The organism is Burkholderia territorii, assembly GCF_001718335.1.
GTDB lineage: Bacteria > Pseudomonadota > Gammaproteobacteria > Burkholderiales > Burkholderiaceae > Burkholderia > Burkholderia territorii.
Genome location: NZ_CP013367.1, coordinates 584819 through 601685 on the forward strand (window position 1 = coordinate 584819; position 16867 = coordinate 601685).

The 16867-nt window shown below is 68.1% G+C and carries 12 protein-coding genes; 2 read left to right on the forward strand and 10 right to left on the reverse strand.

The window, feature by feature from the left end; all coding sequences use genetic code 11:
* The first annotated feature begins 3 nt into the window (after positions 1-3).
* Positions 4-828, forward strand: coding sequence for a response regulator transcription factor (locus WS51_RS28690; protein ID WP_059799439.1), 825 nt, complete (start codon positions 4-6; stop codon positions 826-828).
* Between the two features lie 24 nt (positions 829-852).
* Here WS51_RS28690 and WS51_RS28695 read toward each other — a convergent pair whose 3' ends face one another.
* Positions 853-3039, reverse strand: a complete 2187-nt coding sequence (locus WS51_RS28695) for a TonB-dependent siderophore receptor (protein ID WP_069230383.1) — start codon at positions 3037-3039, stop codon at positions 853-855.
* Positions 3040-3686: 647 nt separating this feature from the next.
* On the opposite strand from WS51_RS28695, the gene WS51_RS28700 reads away from it, so the two are divergent.
* Positions 3687-5900 carry a LamG-like jellyroll fold domain-containing protein gene (locus WS51_RS28700; RefSeq protein WP_069230231.1) on the forward strand — a complete coding sequence of 738 codons (2214 nt, stop codon included), beginning with the start codon at positions 3687-3689 and terminating at the stop codon, positions 5898-5900.
* A gap of 79 nt (positions 5901-5979) precedes the next feature.
* On the opposite strand, the gene WS51_RS28705 is transcribed toward WS51_RS28700, so the two are convergent.
* The 9 genes from WS51_RS28705 to WS51_RS28745 form a co-directional block, all read right to left on the reverse strand.
* Entirely contained in the window at positions 5980-7167 is a 1188-nt protein-coding gene (locus WS51_RS28705) for a M20 aminoacylase family protein (RefSeq protein WP_069230232.1), read from the reverse strand.
* 50 nt (positions 7168-7217) lie between these two features.
* Positions 7218-8687, reverse strand: coding sequence for an aldehyde dehydrogenase family protein (locus tag WS51_RS28710; RefSeq protein WP_069230233.1), 1470 nt, complete (start codon positions 8685-8687; stop codon positions 7218-7220).
* 61 nt (positions 8688-8748) lie between these two features.
* Positions 8749-10074, reverse strand: coding sequence for an NAD(P)/FAD-dependent oxidoreductase (locus WS51_RS28715; RefSeq protein WP_059541685.1), 1326 nt, complete (start codon positions 10072-10074; stop codon positions 8749-8751).
* 2 nt (positions 10075-10076) lie between these two features.
* A complete protein-coding gene (locus WS51_RS28720; RefSeq protein ID WP_059541683.1) occupies positions 10077-10811 on the reverse strand; it encodes a cupin domain-containing protein in 735 nt (244 codons plus the stop codon).
* A 91-nt stretch (positions 10812-10902) separates the two neighbouring features.
* Positions 10903-11358: a helix-turn-helix domain-containing protein gene (locus WS51_RS28725; RefSeq protein ID WP_059541682.1), complete on the reverse strand. Its 456-nt coding sequence runs from the start codon at positions 11356-11358 to the stop codon at positions 10903-10905.
* A 183-nt stretch (positions 11359-11541) separates the two neighbouring features.
* Positions 11542-12819: an NAD(P)/FAD-dependent oxidoreductase gene (locus WS51_RS28730; RefSeq protein ID WP_069230384.1), complete on the reverse strand. Its 1278-nt coding sequence runs from the start codon at positions 12817-12819 to the stop codon at positions 11542-11544.
* Positions 12820-13019: 200 nt separating this feature from the next.
* Entirely contained in the window at positions 13020-14891 is a 1872-nt protein-coding gene (locus tag WS51_RS28735; protein ID WP_069230234.1) for an ABC transporter ATP-binding protein, read from the reverse strand.
* Entirely contained in the window at positions 14891-15850 is a 960-nt protein-coding gene (locus tag WS51_RS28740) for an ABC transporter permease (RefSeq protein ID WP_069230235.1), read from the reverse strand. Before WS51_RS28740 ends, WS51_RS28735 begins: the two co-directional genes overlap by 1 nt.
* Before the next feature lie 30 nt (positions 15851-15880).
* Positions 15881-16834: an ABC transporter permease gene (locus WS51_RS28745; RefSeq protein ID WP_069230236.1), complete on the reverse strand. Its 954-nt coding sequence runs from the start codon at positions 16832-16834 to the stop codon at positions 15881-15883.
* Positions 16835-16867 lie beyond the last annotated feature (33 nt).

The window sequence follows — 16867 nt, forward strand, 5'->3', positions numbered from 1 at the left end:
ACGATGCCTCGACCGAGCTCCGCATTGAGCCGCGCCCATATCCTGATCGTCGACGATCAGCCCGAGCAACTGCGCTTGCTGATCGATATCCTGCGCGGCACCGGGTGCCGAATCAGCGTCGCATTCGACGGATTGCAAGCGTGCGAGCGCGCGCAGGCGCTCGTGCCCGATCTGATCCTGATGGACGTGCGCATGCCGCGCATGGACGGCTTCACCGCATGCCGCCGGCTTGCCGCCGATCCGCTGACGCGCGCGATCCCGGTGATCTTCCTGACGGTGGCCGGCGAGTTGCACGAACGCATCGAGGGGCTCGAGATCGGCGGCGTCGACTATGTGTTGAAGCCGTTCGAGCCGGCGGAAGTCATCGCACGGATTCGTGTACAGCTGATGCGGACGATCCGCCAGCTGCCGGCGGATACGGAGGACATCGAGGCGGCGCCCGCCCCGTTCGCGGCCGGCAAGGACGACGACATCATCGTGCGCGCGGCGATTCGCCATCTGTCGCGCTCGCTGAACGATCCGCCGACGGTCGAGCAACTGGCGCGCGCGGTCGGCACGCACGAGAAGCGCTTGTCGCGCGCGTTTCGCGACAATCTCGGGCAGACGGTGTTCGAGTATCTGCGGCACGAGCGGCTGCGCATCGCGCAGGGCCTGCTCGATTCGACATCGCTCAGCATTGCGAGCATCGCGAAGGAGATCGGTTTTTCCACGCCGGCGAATTTCGCCACCGCGTTCCGCGAACGGTTCGGCATCACGCCGACCGAATGGCGACGACAGCGCCATGCAGCCGAACGCGCGGCCACCCGCGAGCCGCAGCGCGACGCGTAGCCGCGCCCGCGCGGACGATCACGACTACCAGTTGTATTTCGCGCTCGCCAGCACCGTTCGCTCGTTGCCGAACACGCACACCGCATACGACTGGCAGCCGCTGACGTAGCGCCGGTCGAACAGGTTCGCGACGTTCAACGCGAACCGCCAGTGACGCAGGTCGTAGTGCATCGCCAGGTCGTACAACGTGGCGCTCGGCACCGTCAGCAAGTTGTCCGGCGCACCGGCCAACGCACTCTGATAGCGCACGCCCGCCCCGATCCCGACGCCCGCGAGCGCGCCGCCGTGCCAGGTCCAGTCCGCCCATAGCGACGCCATCTGCCTGGGCAGCGGGACCGACACCGGCCAGTTGTTCAGCGACGCATCGTTCGCCTGCACATTCTTGACGTCCTGGTAGGCGTACGACGCGACGATCGACAATTCACGCGTCACCTTCCCGACCGCGCTCAGCTCGATGCCGCGCGAACGCACTTTTCCGGTCTGCACGGACGACGTGCCGGTCGGATCGAGATGCTGCGGCGCCGGCGTAACGACGTTGGTCTGATCGATCCGATAAACCGCGGCGGTGAGCATCAGGTTCCGGCCACGCGGCTGCCAGCGCAGCCCGGCCTCGGTCTGCGCGCCGCGCGTCGGTTTCGGCAAGCCGCCGCCGTACATGCGCACGCCGATCACAGGATCGAACGACGTCGAGTAACTGACATACGGCGCGAGCCCAGCGTCGCCCTGCCAGGTGAGCCCGACGCGTCCGGAAAATGCACTGATGTCCTGCTGCGTGCCGGTTCTGGCCACCCGATCGTCGAACCGCGCGCTCACGCGATCCTCGCGGCCGCCGAGCGTGAGCGTCCAGCGGTTCCAGCGGATCTGGTCCTGCGCATACGCACCGAGCGTATTCATGGCCGTGTACTGATCGAAACGCCCGAGCGACGTCCGGCCTGAAAAGATCGCGGCCGTCACCGGAAGATAGACCGGGTGGTACAGGTTCAGCGACGGCGCCAGCGCGAGCCACACGCTGTTGGTCGTCGTCTGTCGGTCGAATTGCAGGCCGAGCAACAACGTGTGTTCGAGCGGGCCGGTGGCGAAGCGCGCCTGTGCGCGGTTGTCGATGTCCAGCCGACTGTAGTTCAGCTGGAACAGCCCGGCGGTGCGCAGCATGTCGGTCGTACTGCCGGGCGCGAACCCGTTGCCGAATACCGTCGCGTCGTCGAGCGACAGCCGTGACCAGCGCACGTCCTGTTGCAGCGTCCACATCGCATCGATGCGATGCTCGAGCGCGTAGCCGAGCGACCACTGCTTCTTCCGATAATCGTTGAACGCCGGGTCGCCCATGTAGATGTCCTGCGACAGGCGGCCGTTCGGGTTCGGCAACACCGTGCCCGACGCCGGCAGGAAGTTCGATGAAATGTCGCCGTGATCCTGCAGGAACGATGCGGACACCGTCAGCGACGTGTCGGCCGTCGGCCGCCAGCGCAACGACGGCGCCACCGCGACGCGCCGGTCGGCGCGCGGGCCGGTCGCCGCGTTGCCGTCGCGTGCGACACCGACGAAGCGATACGCAACCTTGCCGCCCGGATCCAGCGTGTCGCCGATATCGAGCATGGTCTGCTTGCGCGCATCGTTGCCGATCTGCACGCCGGCTTCGCGAATGCGCTCGCCGTCCGCGAGCTTGGTATGCGCATCGACGATCGCGCCCGGCTCGCCGGCGCCGTAGAGCACCGACGTTGGCCCGCGCAGCACGGCGATCGAGTCGATCGTGTAAGGGTCGACGCGCCAGTTCGCAATGACCGCCGTATTCGGCGCCGGCACGCCATCGACATACAGCGTCGGCGTGAAGCCGCGCAGCGCCGCATACCAGTCGGTGCGCGTGTCGGCGCCGAACGTCGCGAAGCCCGGCACATAGCGCAATGCCTGGTTCAGGTCGGTCGCGCCCGTCATCTCGATCTGCTGCGCGGTCACGAGGTTGGTCGTCTGCGGGATCTCGCCGATTGGCGTGTCGGTTCTGGTCGCGGTCGCCGTGCGCAACCCGACCAGCCCGCGCGACGCACGCTCGGCCTCGCTTGTCACGTCGATCCTCGGCAGCATCGACGGCGCGTCGGCTGGCCGCGGCGGCGCCGTATCGGATGCCTGCGCGTATGCGCCGCCCGCCGCCGCGCACAACGCCCCCCCTGCCGCGATCGCGATTGCGCGTCGCACCGACCCTGTCGCAATTCCCATCGTTTCGATTTTCTCCGTCGTGCCGTCGCGGCCCTGCCGCCTCGTGTGCTGCCTGCCGCGCACGCATCGGTGCGCGTCGTTCGATTGCGTGATCTTCGAGCGCGTGCATGATATCGGCCGAGGATTGCGCGGTTTCATGAAGATGCACACGCCCGCGTTCCCTGTGACGCGGACTCCGTACCGTCCGCCGGTGCCGCGCGTGTTCAACGGAAAACGCGACCGGCACGCGCCACGCAACCCGGGTCGCCTGTCGCGCAAGCCTGGTCGGTCATATTCGCGATGTCGACGCGACGCCCGTCAGTGCCGCCCTGCGCGGTGCGACGCAACCGGCATCACGTCATATGTCGTGTGACAACACGATGAAAGAGTCAGCATCGATCGCTTGGGAGACCTGAAAAGCCCGCAGCGCGCCGGCCGGCGACGATCATATCTCGCAAACGTATCAATCGCCATTTGTTTCCACATTCTTAGCATGTTAATCAACAAACGCGCCGGAATCGGTATCTCCAAAATACATCGACATGATCGGGAACCCGGTGGTCGAAAAGTCTGATCCTTCCGGTACAATCCGCATCGTCATGCGATGACTGATTTCGAACGGGGCCGCTTCTCGTCAGCCGAGTCCCCACAAGAAAGGACACACGCACATGAACGACCCGCAGTTTCGGCCTGAATCCGGCGCGCGCATTTCCCGGCGCACCTTCCTTTACAGCATCGGCGCGCTGGCACTTTCCGCGTGCGGCGACACGAGAGCAAGCGAAAGCGTCACCGGCGCCATGGCGGCCGCGACCGGCAATCGTGCACTCGCGCGCGTGGCCACCGGTACCGCCCCCATCGCCACGAACCACGCGTTCGCGCATCCCGGCCTGCTGCACACCCAGGCCGACTTCCAGCGAATCGCGCAGAAAGTGGCGGCCGCCGCATCGCCGTGGCGCGAGGGCTGGAACACGCTGATCGCGAACGCGCATGCACAGTTGTCGTGGTCGCCGCGCCCGCAGGCCGTCGTCACGCGCGGCGGCACCGGCTCGCAGAACTACCCGGTGCTGTACAAGGACATCGCGGCCGCGTATGCGTGCGCGCTGCGCTGGAAGATCTCCGGCGACACCGCGTATGCGGACAAGGCCGTGCAGATCATGAATGCGTGGTCGTCGACGCTGCAGAACCTTGCCGGCGATTCGAACGTCGACCTCGCTGCCGGCATCTACGGCTACGAGTTCGCGAACGCCGGCGAGATCATGCGCACCTACCGCGGCTGGGCCGCCGCCGACTTCGCCGCGTTCCAGGCGATGATGGCCGGCAAGTTCTACCCGATCAACGCCGATTTCCTGAACCGCCACAACAACACCGACATCACGCACTACTGGGCAAACTGGGATTTGTGCAATATCGCGTCGATGATGGCGATCGGCGTGCTGTGCGACGACCACGCGAAATTCGACGAAGCCGTCAACTATTTCATCGACGGCCCCGGCAACGGCGCGATCGCGCAGGCCGTCTACTACCTGCACCCGGGCCATCTGGGTCAATGGCAGGAGTCGGGCCGCGACCAGGGGCACAACACGCTCGGCATCGCGCTCGGCGGTGCGATCTGCGAAATGGCGTGGAACCAGGGCATCGACTTGTACGGACACGACAACAACCGTTTCCTCGCGGGTGCCGAATATGTCGCGAAGGCGAATCTCGTGCAGCCGGACGGCACGTTCCTTCCGATGCCGTACGTACCGTATGCGAACGTCGATGTCACGCAAGCGCAATTCTCGAAGGCCAGCCAGGGCGCGATCCGTCCGTGCTGGGCGCTCGTCTACAACCATTACGTGAACCGCAAGGGGCTGTCGGCGCCGTGGTCCGCGAAGTTCGCGCACGCGATCCAGCCCGAAGGCGGCGGCGGCAACTACGGCGAAGCGAGCGGTGGCTACGATCAGCTCGGCTACGGCACGCTGACATGCACGCGCGACCCCGTTGCGCCCGCACCCGCGCCGAGCGGGCTGACCGCGTGGCCGGCCGCCGGACGGGTCGTGTTGTCATGGTGGGGCATCGCGAACGCCATCAGCTACGACGTGAAGCGCGCCGCCACGGCGGGCGGCCCGTACAAGACCGTGGCAAGCGGCATCGTCGACCCACTCACCTACACGGACATCCCCGCGCAAGGCGTCTGGTACTACGTCGTCAGTGCGCAGACCGCATCGGGCGAATCAGCAAATTCGGTCGAAGTCGCCGCGTCGACGACACTGCAACTGCACACGATGCTGCCCTTCGACGAGATTGACGGCACGACCGCCGCGGACACATCCGGCAACGGTCATGCAGGTACGCTCGTCGGCGGCGCATCGCGCGTACCGGGGAAGATCGGCAACGCGGTGTCGCTCGACGGCGCCAGCGGCTACGTCGCGCTGCCGAACGACATCGTCGCCGACGTATCGGACTTCACGATCGCGGCGTGGGTGAACTGGCGCGGCGCACAGACGTGGGCGCGCATCTTCGATTTCGGTTCAGGCACCGGACGCTATCTGTTCGTCACGCCGAAAAGCGCGCGCGGGACGATGCGCTTCGCGATCACGACCAACGGCGGGCACGGCGAACGCACGATCGACGGCAACACCGCACTGCCGGCCGGGCAGTGGGCGCACGTCGCGCTCACGCTCTCTGCGACGACTGCGACGCTCTATCTGGACGGCAATGCAATCGGCTCGGCGACCGACGTCATCTTCGCGCCTTGGCGCATCGGCAAGACCGCGCAGAACTGGATCGGACGCTCGCAGTATCCGGGCGATCCGTTCTTCAACGGCGCGATCGACGAGTTCCGCATCCATCGCTGCGCGATGTCGGCCGCGCAGGTGAAGGCGCTCGCTCAACGCGCGTAACGCGTGCCGTGTGCCGCTCGCGAATGCGCGCCGCGGCGCGCCGTGCCTCCACCGCCCGCCGCCGCGACATCGCGCGCGGTCACGGCGACCGGCTGAAGTAACGCTGCGCCAACGCGACCCAATACCGGACTCCGGCCGGAATGATGTCGTCGTTGAAATCGTACTTCGGGTGATGCAGCGCCGGCGCGGCCGCTCCCGTCGGCGCATTGCCGATCAGCACATAAGCACCGGGGCGCTCCTCGAGCATGAAGCCGAAGTCTTCGGAGGTCATGTTCGGCGGCACGTCGGCGTGAAGGCGTTCGTCGCCGAAGGTGTCGCGAATCAGCGCTTCGCAGAGCGCGGTCTCGGCCGGCGTGTTGACCGTCGCCGGGTAATACTGAAAGAACTCGACGTCGACTTGCGCGCCATGCGCGCGGGCGAGCGCCTCGCAGACGAGCCGCACGTCGCGCTGCAACTGTTGCTGCAGCGTCGACGACAGCGTGCGAATCGTTCCCCGCAGTTCGACGCTGTCCGGAATGACGTTGTCCGTCGTGCCAGCATGGAACATGCAGACGGAAATGACGGCCGGATCCACGGGATCCTTATGCCGTGCGGCGATGGTCTGGCACTGCAGCACCATCGAACAGGCAAGCGGAACGGGATCGATGCCGAGGTGCGGCTGCGCCGCATGCGCGCCCTTGCCGGTAACCGTGATCCTGAACCGCGAGCCCGCGGCCATGATGGCCCCCGTGCGCAAACCGAAATGCCCGGCCGGCAAGCCCGGCCAGTTGTGCATGCCGAATACCGCTTCCGTCGGGCATTGCTCGAACAGCCCGTCGTCGATCATCTTCCGCGCGCCCGCGCCGCCCTCTTCGCCGGGCTGGAACACGAAATGAACCGTGCCCGCCAACTGCGGCAGCGCCTTCAGCATGCGCGCCGCGCCGAGCAGCATGACGGTATGCCCGTCATGCCCGCACGCGTGCATGATCCCTTGCACGCTGGATGCATGCGCGAAGTCGTTGGCTTCCTGGATCGGCAGCGCATCCAGATCGGCGCGCAGCACGATTCCACGGCCCGGGTCCGCACCGGGCAGGCTCGCGACGACGCCCGTGCCGCCCAGCCCGCGCGTCACCGCATAACCCATATCTTCGAGCTCGCGGGCGACGACGTCGGCCGTCCGGTGTTCCTCGAATCGCAACTCCGGATGCGCATGCAGGTCGCGACGCAAGGTCGCCCAGTGCGCGTGATGCGTATCCAACGACGTCTCGGGGATGATGGCGTTTTCCAATTTCGACCCTCTCGCAAGGCAAACCGGTTCAAGTCGGGGCTGCGGCCGCGTCAATCATGAAATCCCACGATCGACTTGACCTCCATGTACTCTTCCATCCCTTCGATCCCGTATTCGCGGCCGTTGCCCGACTGCTTGTATCCGCCGAACGGCGCCTGAGGATCCCATGCCGGGTAGTTCAGGTGCACCTGCCCCGACCGAATGCGCGCGGCCACCGCACGCACGCGCTCCATGTCCGTGCCCTGCACGTGCGCGCCAAGCCCGTAGACCGTATCGTTCGCGATGGCGACGGCTTCGTCGACGGTATCGTAAGGCAGGATCGCGAGGACCGGGCCGAAGATCTCCTGCTGCGCGATCGCCATGTCGGTGCGGACGTCGGAAAAGATCGTCGGCCGGACGTAGAACCCGCGCTCGAATCCCGCCGGCCGCCCCGGGCCGCCGGCGATCAGCTTCGCCCGTTCGTCGATGCCCGCATCGATCATGTGTGCGACCCGGCCGAACTGCGCGCGATTGGCCAGCGGGCCGTGCGTGGTCGCCTCGGCGAACGGATCGCCGACGACCATTTGCTCGATTGCCGCGACGGCCAGCGCCTCGACGTCGGCCAGCGCGCCGCGCGGCACGATCAGCCGGGTCGGCGCGCTGCACGACTGGCCCATGTTCCGGAACGCGGCGGCAACGCCCGGCGCGATGGCGCGCGACAGGTCCGCATCGGGCAACACGATGTTCGGCGACTTGCCGCCAAGCTCCTGCGCGACGCGCTTGACGGTCGGTGCTGCCGCCTGCGCGACCAGCACGCCGGCACGCGTGGACCCGGTGATCGACACCATGTCGACTTCGGCGTGCGATGCGAGCGCCGCGCCCACTTCCGTTCCGCTGCCGCTCACCAGGTTGAATACACCCGCGGGCACGCCCGCATCGGCGATCACTTCCGCGAACAGCAACGCGCTGAGCGGCGACAGCTCGCTGGGCTTCAACACCACCGTGCAGCCCGCCGCGAGCGCCGGTCCGACCTTCGCTGTGATCTGGTAGATCGGCCAGTTCCACGGCGTGATCAACGCGCAGACACCGATCGGCTCGCGCACGATCGCGGTCGTCCCGCGCCGGGTGCGAAACGGATAGTTGACCAGGTTGTCGCGCGCGACACGGATATGTTCGGCCGCGAGCGGCACATGCGCGCTGCGTGCATAGCCGATCGGCGCGCCCATTTCCAGCGCGAGTGCCATGGCGAACCGTTCGGCACGCGCGAGGATCAGCGCGTGAATGCGGTCGAGGAACGCCGCGCGTTCTTGCGGTGGCGTCGCCGACCAGCGCTCGAACGCACTGCGTGCGGCCTGCACCGCGCGGTCGGCGTCGCGTGCGTTACCGAGCGGGATGTCGCACAGCACGTCTTCGGTGGACGGGCAGACGACCGCGAAACGGTCGCCGCCGTCCGGCACAACCCAGTCGCCGTCGATGAAGAAGCGATCGAGCCTGCCGGCTTCTCTCAGATGACGAACCGGTGAAGCGATGGATGAATTCATTACACGATGTCCTTGAGTCGATGCCGTGCGCCCGCGAACGGGCGAAGCCGCCGTGTGCCGACTAGAAATCGGCGACCTTGCCCCACGCGGAATCGCCGAACCGGCTCGGCCGATACGGGATCGGGTCCACGATCGGTTGCGCACCCGTGGCGAGATCCGCGATCAGGTGACCGGCGCCGGGGCCAATGCCGAAGCCGTGACCGGAAAAGCCTGCGGCCAGGATCAATCCCGGCACGCCCGGCACTTCGCCGATCCCCGGCACGCCGTCCGGCGTGCTGTCGACGAATCCGGCCCAGGCATGCGTGATCGTCGATTCGCGAAGTTCCGGGAGCAATTCGACGGCGCGGCGGTACGTTTCGGCGATCGTCGGCATGTCGGGCTTCGGATCGAGGATGCGCACCGCCTCCATCGGCGTCGGCGCATCGAGCCGCCAGCGCTTCAGCGTTTCGTGTCCGCCGCGCATCCCTTCGAGGCCGCCCGGCAGCAGATTGCGCCAGCGCTTCGCGAACATCGGCACGAACTGCGGCGCGAATCGCAGGAACTGCGGCGTCACGTCCACGCGTGCGCGGCCGCTGATGGCCAGTGCGTAACGCCCGTCGCCGCGACGCGTCACCGACACGCCGGACGTGTACAGCGCATCCGGCAGGCGCTGCTCGATGGGCGACACGCTCAGGATCGACTGGCGGATCGACGCCTGCGGAAAGCGGATGCCGAGCTGCCGGCAAAACGACGACGCCCATGCGCCGCCGGCGAGCACGACCGTCCTGGCCTTGATCACGCCGGCTTCGGTGACGACGCCGCTGACACGCCCGCCCTCCAGCTCGATGCCGCGCGCAGCGCAGTGCTGATTGACGCTGCCGCCGAGCTTCATGAACGCGGCCGCCACGGCCGGCGCAGCCTTTCCCGGGTCGGCCGTGCCGTCGCTCGGCGAGAACACGCCGCCCTTCCACGGCCGGCCGGTCACGCGCCCGCGCTCGCCGGCCTGCTTGCTGTCGAGCATGTACGTCGTCACGCCTGCCGTCTTCGCGAACTCGCCCCAACTGGCCCAGCGCGCCAGCTCGGCCTCGTCGTTGCTCAGATACAGCAGCCCGCAGCGATGAAAGCCCGTGTCTTCGCCGGATTCGGCGGCGAAGCGCTCCCACAGATCGATGCTCTTGCTCGCCATCGGCAATTCGCGTTCGTCGCGGTTCTGCTGCCGGCACCAGCCCCAGTTGCGGCTCGACTGCTCGGCCCCGATTCGGCCCTTCTCGACCAGCGCGACCGACACGCCGCGCCGGGCCAGGTAGTACGCGGTGAAAACGCCGATGATGCCGCCGCCGATCACGACGACGTCGGCCGAAGCCGGCGGCGTGGACGGCGTTTCGATTTGGCGCAACGGAGGGGACATGTTCAGTCTCGTTCGGTTGATACGTGGACGTTTTGCACGACGTAGAATTTCGCCACGCGTTCGCTGCTTTCCCATCCGATCGATGCGCCGCGCGGCACGAAGAGCGCGTCGCCGGCGCCGAGCGACAGCACGCTGCCGTCGGGCGCGGCGAACCGTACGCTGCCGGCGAGCAGAAGCATGAACTCGTTCGCGCGATGCGGGCGCACGATCCGGTGATAGGGCGTCGAATCCCATGTGCCCGCGCAGTACGCGGCGCCGTCGTCGATGAACACGTTGTCGCTGCGGCATTGCGGCGCGGGGCCGAGCAGCACCTCGGGCGGCAGCGACGCCGACGGCTTGAAGTCGGCGTCGGCGCGCAGCGCGAACACGCCGCGCTTCGTCGGTTCAGTGCACGCGGCGGCGCAGAACATGACGAGCACGCGCGATTCCGCCGCGACGCGAAGCGCCGTGCCGGCGCCGATGACGGCCCCTTCCCCCGGGCCCAGCACCAACGCCGCCGCACCCGCCGCTTCCAGCGTCAGTTCGCCTTCGACGACGATGAGGGTCTCGATGTGCGGATAACGCGTGACGTCGAACTCGCCGGCGAAACGGATCCTCCCGGCGGCCATCGCGTCGGGCCCTTCCCACGCGATCTCCCGATGTCGCGCGAACGGATCGCGCTCGCCGAATGCCTGCTTGCGGAAGGCGGTTGGATTGGTCGTGCCGTCGGCACGGTGCAACACGAACACTGCGGTCATTTCTGCTCCTGCCCTGTGCGCGACGATGTCGTCGGGGACCTCGTCGCGCGGTATCGGAAATCGTTGTTGGCGGATGTCGCCCGCACCGCGCCTACGCAACGCGACACGACACGTCGCGGCGTTCGGCACGCGTACGCATCGACGACGGTCGCACCGGCGCGTCACCGGGCCGGGCCCGCACGTAATCGCGCGGCGTGATGCCGAGCACCCGCCGAAAATGTCGGCACAGATGGCTCTGATCGAAGAAGCCGACCTCGGTCGCGACGACCGACGGCGCCAGGCCGGCGCGCAGCAAATCCTGCGCACGTCGCACCCGCACGAGACACAGATACCGGTGCGGCGACACGCCGACCTCGCCGCGAAAGCGCGCGGTGAAACGCGACACGCTCAATCCGGCCACGGCCGCGAGCGTGTCAAGGTTAAGCGGCTGCGCGAACGATGCATCGATCGTGCGCAGCACGTCGCCGATCGCCGGCGAGACGGGCTGCGGAACACGCGGTGCGCGCGGCATCGCGCCTTCGGGCGATTCGTGGAACAGGGTGGCCATGCTCGCCGTCCTCATGCGATCGCCTTGGCGGCAGTGCGTTGTGCGACGGAATGCGCGATCGGGCACGGCCCGATCGACGCGGCCATCCCGTCACCGGCTCGCGCCCCGTCGCGGCGGCCTTCGTTCACGGCAGGCAGGCAAATGCATCGTGCGGTCATATCGAATCCTCCCGTGGCAGCCGGTTCAGTGCAGGAGATCCTGCATCCGGTAATACGCGCCGACGAACGGCAGGAACCACGCGTGCCCGAAATGGCCGGGCATCGCCGGCCAGTCGAGTTCGCGCCACGGATTCGATGCGGCCTTGCCGTACAGCACGTCCGCCATCACGCGGCCCATGTGCACGGCCATCTGCACGCCGTGGCCGCTATAGCCCATCGAGTAATAGAGCCCGTCATGCTGGCCCGCGCGCGGCAGCCGGTCGGCGGTGATGTCGACCAGCCCGCCCCAGCAGTAATCGAGCCGCACGTTCGCCAGCTCCGGGAAATAGCCGGCCATGCCGGCGCGCAGGATCTCGCCGCTTTTCGCATCGGAGCGCGGGCCCGACATCGCGAAGCGCGCGCGGCCGCCGAACAGCAGCCGGTTGTCGGGCGTCACGCGGAAGTAGTTGCCGATCTGGCGCGAGGTGACGTACGCACGGCGATGCGGGAACAGCCGGTTCAGTTGCGCGTCGGGCAATGGTTCCGTGACGACGATGAAACTGCCGACGGGTGCGATGCGTCGGCGAAACCATGAAAACGGGCCGTGCTGCGACGCGCCGGTCGCGACCAGCACGCGATCGGCGACGAGCGTGCCGCGCGTGCTGGTGATCGCGTGGCGCTCGCCGTCGATCCGCTCGAGCCGCGTGACGGCCGCCTGCTCGTAGATGCGTGCGCCCGCCCGGACGGCTGCCTGCGCGAGGCCGACGCCGAACTTGCCCATGTGCATCTGCACGCCGTTACGCTGCAACAGCCCGCCGTAAAAGCCGTCGGACGCGATTTCATCGCGAATCCGCGACGGTTCGATCAGCTCGATGTCGGGATCCACGTCGCGCCGCAGCGCGTCGAACGTCTTCGCCAGTCCCGCGAAATGCTGCGGCTTCGCGGCGAGCTTCAGCTTGCCGGCACGGCGGAAATCGCAGTCGATCGCATGTTCGGCGACGATCGCCTCGACGCTCTTCACCGCGCTTTCGTACGCGCGATAGAACTGCGTTGCCGGTTCGGCGCCGATCCGCGCGGCCAGCGACGCGTAGTCCTGCGCGACGCCCGTGTTGCACTGGCCGCCGTTGCGGCCCGATGCTTCGCCCGCGATCTGCGCGGCTTCGAGCACGACCACCGATACGCCGCGCTGCGCCAGCGCGAGCGCCGCCGACAGGCCGGTGAAGCCGCCGCCGATCACGGCCACGTCGGCACGCCCGTCGACGGGGCCTTCGCAGCCTGCGCGAAACGCGGGGCGCGTATCCAGCCAGTACGATTCGAATTTCATCGGATCCTTCTCGAGCATTGCGTCGACAGCGATCGGTGATCGCCCGCTGAAAGCCATTTAATCACCGTCAAAAAGCGCGGTTGCCGCGTATTCGCGCACGGCACGCGCACGATCCACCGTTTTGCACGACCGCCGCAGCACACTATGCGGCACGGCTGCGCGCCGCATCGGCGCCTGCGATGGACGCACGCTTCGGCATGCTACGGACGTACCGGCTGCACCGGCGCGACGTGCTTCGCCGGTTCGGCCTGGAAGCGTGCGAGATCCTCCTCGCTGCGATGGCACAGCACCTGTGCGCCATTCTCGAGCGTGCGCAGCGCGGGTGCCGTCCGGTTGCACACGCCGTCCACCCGCATCGCGCAACGCGACAGGAACGGGCACAGATCGGCATCGTCGGCGTTCGCGCCGATCGGCACGAGCGGGCGGTGGCAACGCTCGGCCGCATCGTCGAGCCAGCCCGCGCGCAACTCCGGCGCGGACGACACGAGCAGATGCGAATACGGGTGATAAGGCGGCGCGCACAGCGCGTCGCGGCTACCCGTTTCAACGCGACGGCCCGCGTACAGCACGACGATGTCGTCGCTGATCGCGCGCACTTTCGCGATGTCGTGCGTGATGAACACGTACGACACGCCCAGCTTCGCCTGCAGGTCGCGCAGCAAATCGATGATCGCGGCGCCGACCACGGTGTCGAGTGCCGACGTGACCTCGTCGCACAGGATCAGGTCGGGTTCGGCCGCAAGCGCACGCGCGAGGTTCACGCGCTGCTTCTGCCCGCCGGACAACTCGCCGGTGCGCCGCGCGGCCACCGCCTGCGGCAACCGCACGAGTTCGAGCAGCTCGGTGACACGCTGCCGCGCACGCGCGCCCTTGATCCCGTGATAGAACGCGAGCGGCCGCGCGAGCGTGCGCTCGACGGTATGCACCGGGTTGAGCGCGGTGTCGGCGTTCTGGAACACGATCTGCACGCGACGGTGCTGCTCCTTGGTGCGCCGGGCGATATCGAGCGCGAGCGGCTCGCCGTCGAGCAGGATCCGACCGGCCGTCGCCGGCACGAGGCCCGCGATCACCTTCGCGAGCGTGGTCTTGCCCGAGCCCGATTCGCCGATCACGCCGACCGTCTGCCCGCGCCCGATGCGCAGGTCCACTTCGTGCAGGATCACCTTCGCCGGCCAGCCTTTCGCGGTCCGGCCGCCGTAGCCAGCGACCGCGCCGCGCACGTCGAGCAGCGGCGCAGGCGCCGCGCGCGCCGCCGTCGATTCGCGTTCGGCATCGTTCGGCGTCACCGCGGCGATCAGGCTCTGCGTGTACGGATGCGTCGGCGCATGCAGGATCTGTTCGGTATCACCCGCTTCGCGGATCACGCCGTCGCTCAACACGACGATGCGGTCGGCCATCTGCGCGACCACGGCCAGGTCGTGCGACACGTAGACGGCGCTCATGCCATAGCGCCGGATCACGCTCCTGAACGCCTGCAGCACGTCGATCTGCGTGGTCACGTCGAGCGCGGTGGTCGGCTCGTCGAGGATCACCAGCTCCGGATCGGTGATCAGTGCCATCGCGGCCATCAGCCGCTGCAGCTGGCCGCCCGACACCTGATGCGGATAGCGTTTGCCGATCGTCTCGGGCTCGGGCAGCGCGAGCGCGCGGAACAGTTCGACCGCCTTCGCCTGCGCGTCGCGCTTCGACAGCGTCTTGTGGATCAGCGCGCTCTCGATCACCTGGTCGAGAATCGTGCGCGACGGGTTGAACGCGGCGGCCGCGCTCTGCGCGATGTACGCGACCCTGCGGCCGCGCAGCGCGGCCAGCGCCGGTGCGGGCAACGTGCAGACATCGGTGCCGCCGAGCTTCACCGAGCCGCCGGCGATCCGGCAGCCGGCACGCGCATGGCCCATCAGCGACAGCGCGATCGTGGTCTTGCCGGAGCCCGATTCGCCGATCAGCGCGAGCACCTCGCCTCGCCCGATATCGAAGTCGACGCCGTGGACGATCGTCGTTTCCTCGCCGCCCGGCCGTCCGCCGACCACGCGCAGCCCGCGCACCTCGACGAGCGGAGTCGAATCGTGTCGCATCAGTGTCCTCCGGCGGCAGCGGCCGCGCCCTTGCGGCGGCCGCGATGCGGCAGGCCGTCGATCAACAGGTTGACGCCCACCGTGAGGATCGCGATCGCGACCGCGGGCATGATCGCGACGGCCGAGCCGTCGCCGAGGCTCGCGATGTTCTCGCGCACGAGCGAGCCGAGGTCCGCGTACGGCGGCTGCACGCCGAGCCCGAGAAAACTCAGGCCGCTCAGCAGCAGCACGACGAACGTGAAGCGCAGCCCGGTATCGGCGAGCATCGGGTGGATCATGTTCGGCAGCATCTCGACGCACGCGATGTACAGCGCGCTTTCGCCGCGCGCGCGTGCAACCTGCACGAACTCGAGCGTGCTGATGTTGACCGCCAGCGCGCGCGCGATCCGGTACGAGCCCGGCATGTAGCTGACCGCCGCGGTCATGACCAGCAGCGGCAGCGACGAGCCGAACGCGGCGACGAACATCAACGCGAACATCTTCGACGGAATCGACGTGAGCGCATCGAGCAGCCGGCTCATCGTCTCGTCGACCGCGCGGCCCGACACGGTCGCGAGCAGCCCGAGCGTCGTGCCGGTCAGCGCGGCGAGCAGCACCGCCGCGAGCGCGAGCAGCACGGTCAGGCGCGTGCCGTACAGGATCCGGCTCAGCATGTCGCGGCCGAGGAAGTCGGAGCCGAACGGCAGCTTCGCGCTGAACGGCGCGAACACGTCGGGCGTGACGATCGCGCCGACGTCGTGCGGCGCAAGCAGCGGCGCGAACGCCGCGATGAACAGCATCAGCGCGACCATCGACAAGCCGACACGGCCGCCGGTCGTCAGTGCCATGCGCGGGGCGCGGCGCTTGCGCGGGTGGTCGGGCGCGGGTGCGGCGGGCGGCGTCGCGCCGCTCCACGGCGGCGGCTGATCGCCGGACGGCGGCAGCGCGCTGCTGCGATGAACGGGTTCGGTCGGGTGCATGGGCGGCATCTCGGAAGGAGGACGGAACGCTCAGGTCCGCAGTCTCGGGTTCGACACGATCGAGCACAGGTCGGCGAACAGCACGAGCGTCAGGTAGGCGACGCAGAAGATCAGCGTGCACGCCTGGACCAGCGGGAAATCGCGGTTGCCGACGGCATCGACCATCAGGCTCGCGAGGCCCGGATAGTTGAAGATCGTCTCGACGACGATCACGCCGCCGAGCAGATACGACAGACTCAACGCGATCGCATTGGCGATCGGGCCGATCGCGTTCGGCAGCGCATGACGCAGCACGACGCGCGCCGGGCTCGCCCCCTTGAGCACGGCCATCTCGACATACGACGCGCTCAACTGCTCGATCACCGCGGCGCGCGTCATCCGCGCCATCTGTGCGATCACGACCGCGCACAGCGTCAGCACCGGCATCGCATACGCCCGCAGGAAATCATGCAGGCTGTCGATCGGGCCGCCGTACGACAGCGCGGACAGCCAGTGCAGCTTCACGGCCAGCACGAGCACGGCGACCGTCGCGATCAGGAATTCCGGCGTCGCGACGAGCGACAGCGTGCCGAGGCTGATCACGCGATCGACCACCGACTCGCGCTTGACCGCCGCGAGGATCCCGAGCAGCAGCGCGATCGGCACCGACACGGCGGTCGTGATCGCCGCGAGCGCGAGCGACTTCGGCAGGCGTCCGCCGATCATCGCCGACACCGGCATGTCGCCCGACAGCGAGCGGCCGAAATCGCCGTGCGGCAACCCGGCGAGCCAGTGCAGGTAGCGCACGTGGGCCGGCATGTCGAGGCCGAACTGCTGACGCAGCGCGGCGACCGTCTCCGGCGTCGCGGACTGGCCGAGCGCGGCCTGCGCGGCGTCGCCCGGCAACAGGTTCGTGATCGTGAAGATGATCGCGGACACGATCAGCAGCGTCAGCGCGGTGACCGCGATGCGCCGGCCGATCAGTCCGAGCAGGATTCGATTCATGAAGCGGCACTCCGGAAAAGGCCGTGCGCGACC

Coding starts and splice junctions, on each gene's coding strand:
- WS51_RS28730 (WP_069230384.1), bottom strand. CDS start 12,819: ATGAAATTCGAATCGTACTGGCTGGATACGCGCCCCGCGTTTCGCGCA.
- WS51_RS28700 (WP_069230231.1), top strand. CDS start 3,687: ATGAACGACCCGCAGTTTCGGCCTGAATCCGGCGCGCGCATTTCCCGG.
- WS51_RS28735 (WP_069230234.1), bottom strand. CDS start 14,891: ATGCGACACGATTCGACTCCGCTCGTCGAGGTGCGCGGGCTGCGCGTG.
- WS51_RS28695 (WP_069230383.1), bottom strand. CDS start 3,039: ATGGGAATTGCGACAGGGTCGGTGCGACGCGCAATCGCGATCGCGGCA.
- WS51_RS28715 (WP_059541685.1), bottom strand. CDS start 10,074: ATGTCCCCTCCGTTGCGCCAAATCGAAACGCCGTCCACGCCGCCGGCT.
- WS51_RS28725 (WP_059541682.1), bottom strand. CDS start 11,358: ATGGCCACCCTGTTCCACGAATCGCCCGAAGGCGCGATGCCGCGCGCA.
- WS51_RS28720 (WP_059541683.1), bottom strand. CDS start 10,811: ATGACCGCAGTGTTCGTGTTGCACCGTGCCGACGGCACGACCAATCCA.
- WS51_RS28740 (WP_069230235.1), bottom strand. CDS start 15,850: ATGCACCCGACCGAACCCGTTCATCGCAGCAGCGCGCTGCCGCCGTCC.
- WS51_RS28710 (WP_069230233.1), bottom strand. CDS start 8,687: ATGAATTCATCCATCGCTTCACCGGTTCGTCATCTGAGAGAAGCCGGC.
- WS51_RS28745 (WP_069230236.1), bottom strand. CDS start 16,834: ATGAATCGAATCCTGCTCGGACTGATCGGCCGGCGCATCGCGGTCACC.
- WS51_RS28690 (WP_059799439.1), top strand. CDS start 4: ATGCCTCGACCGAGCTCCGCATTGAGCCGCGCCCATATCCTGATCGTC.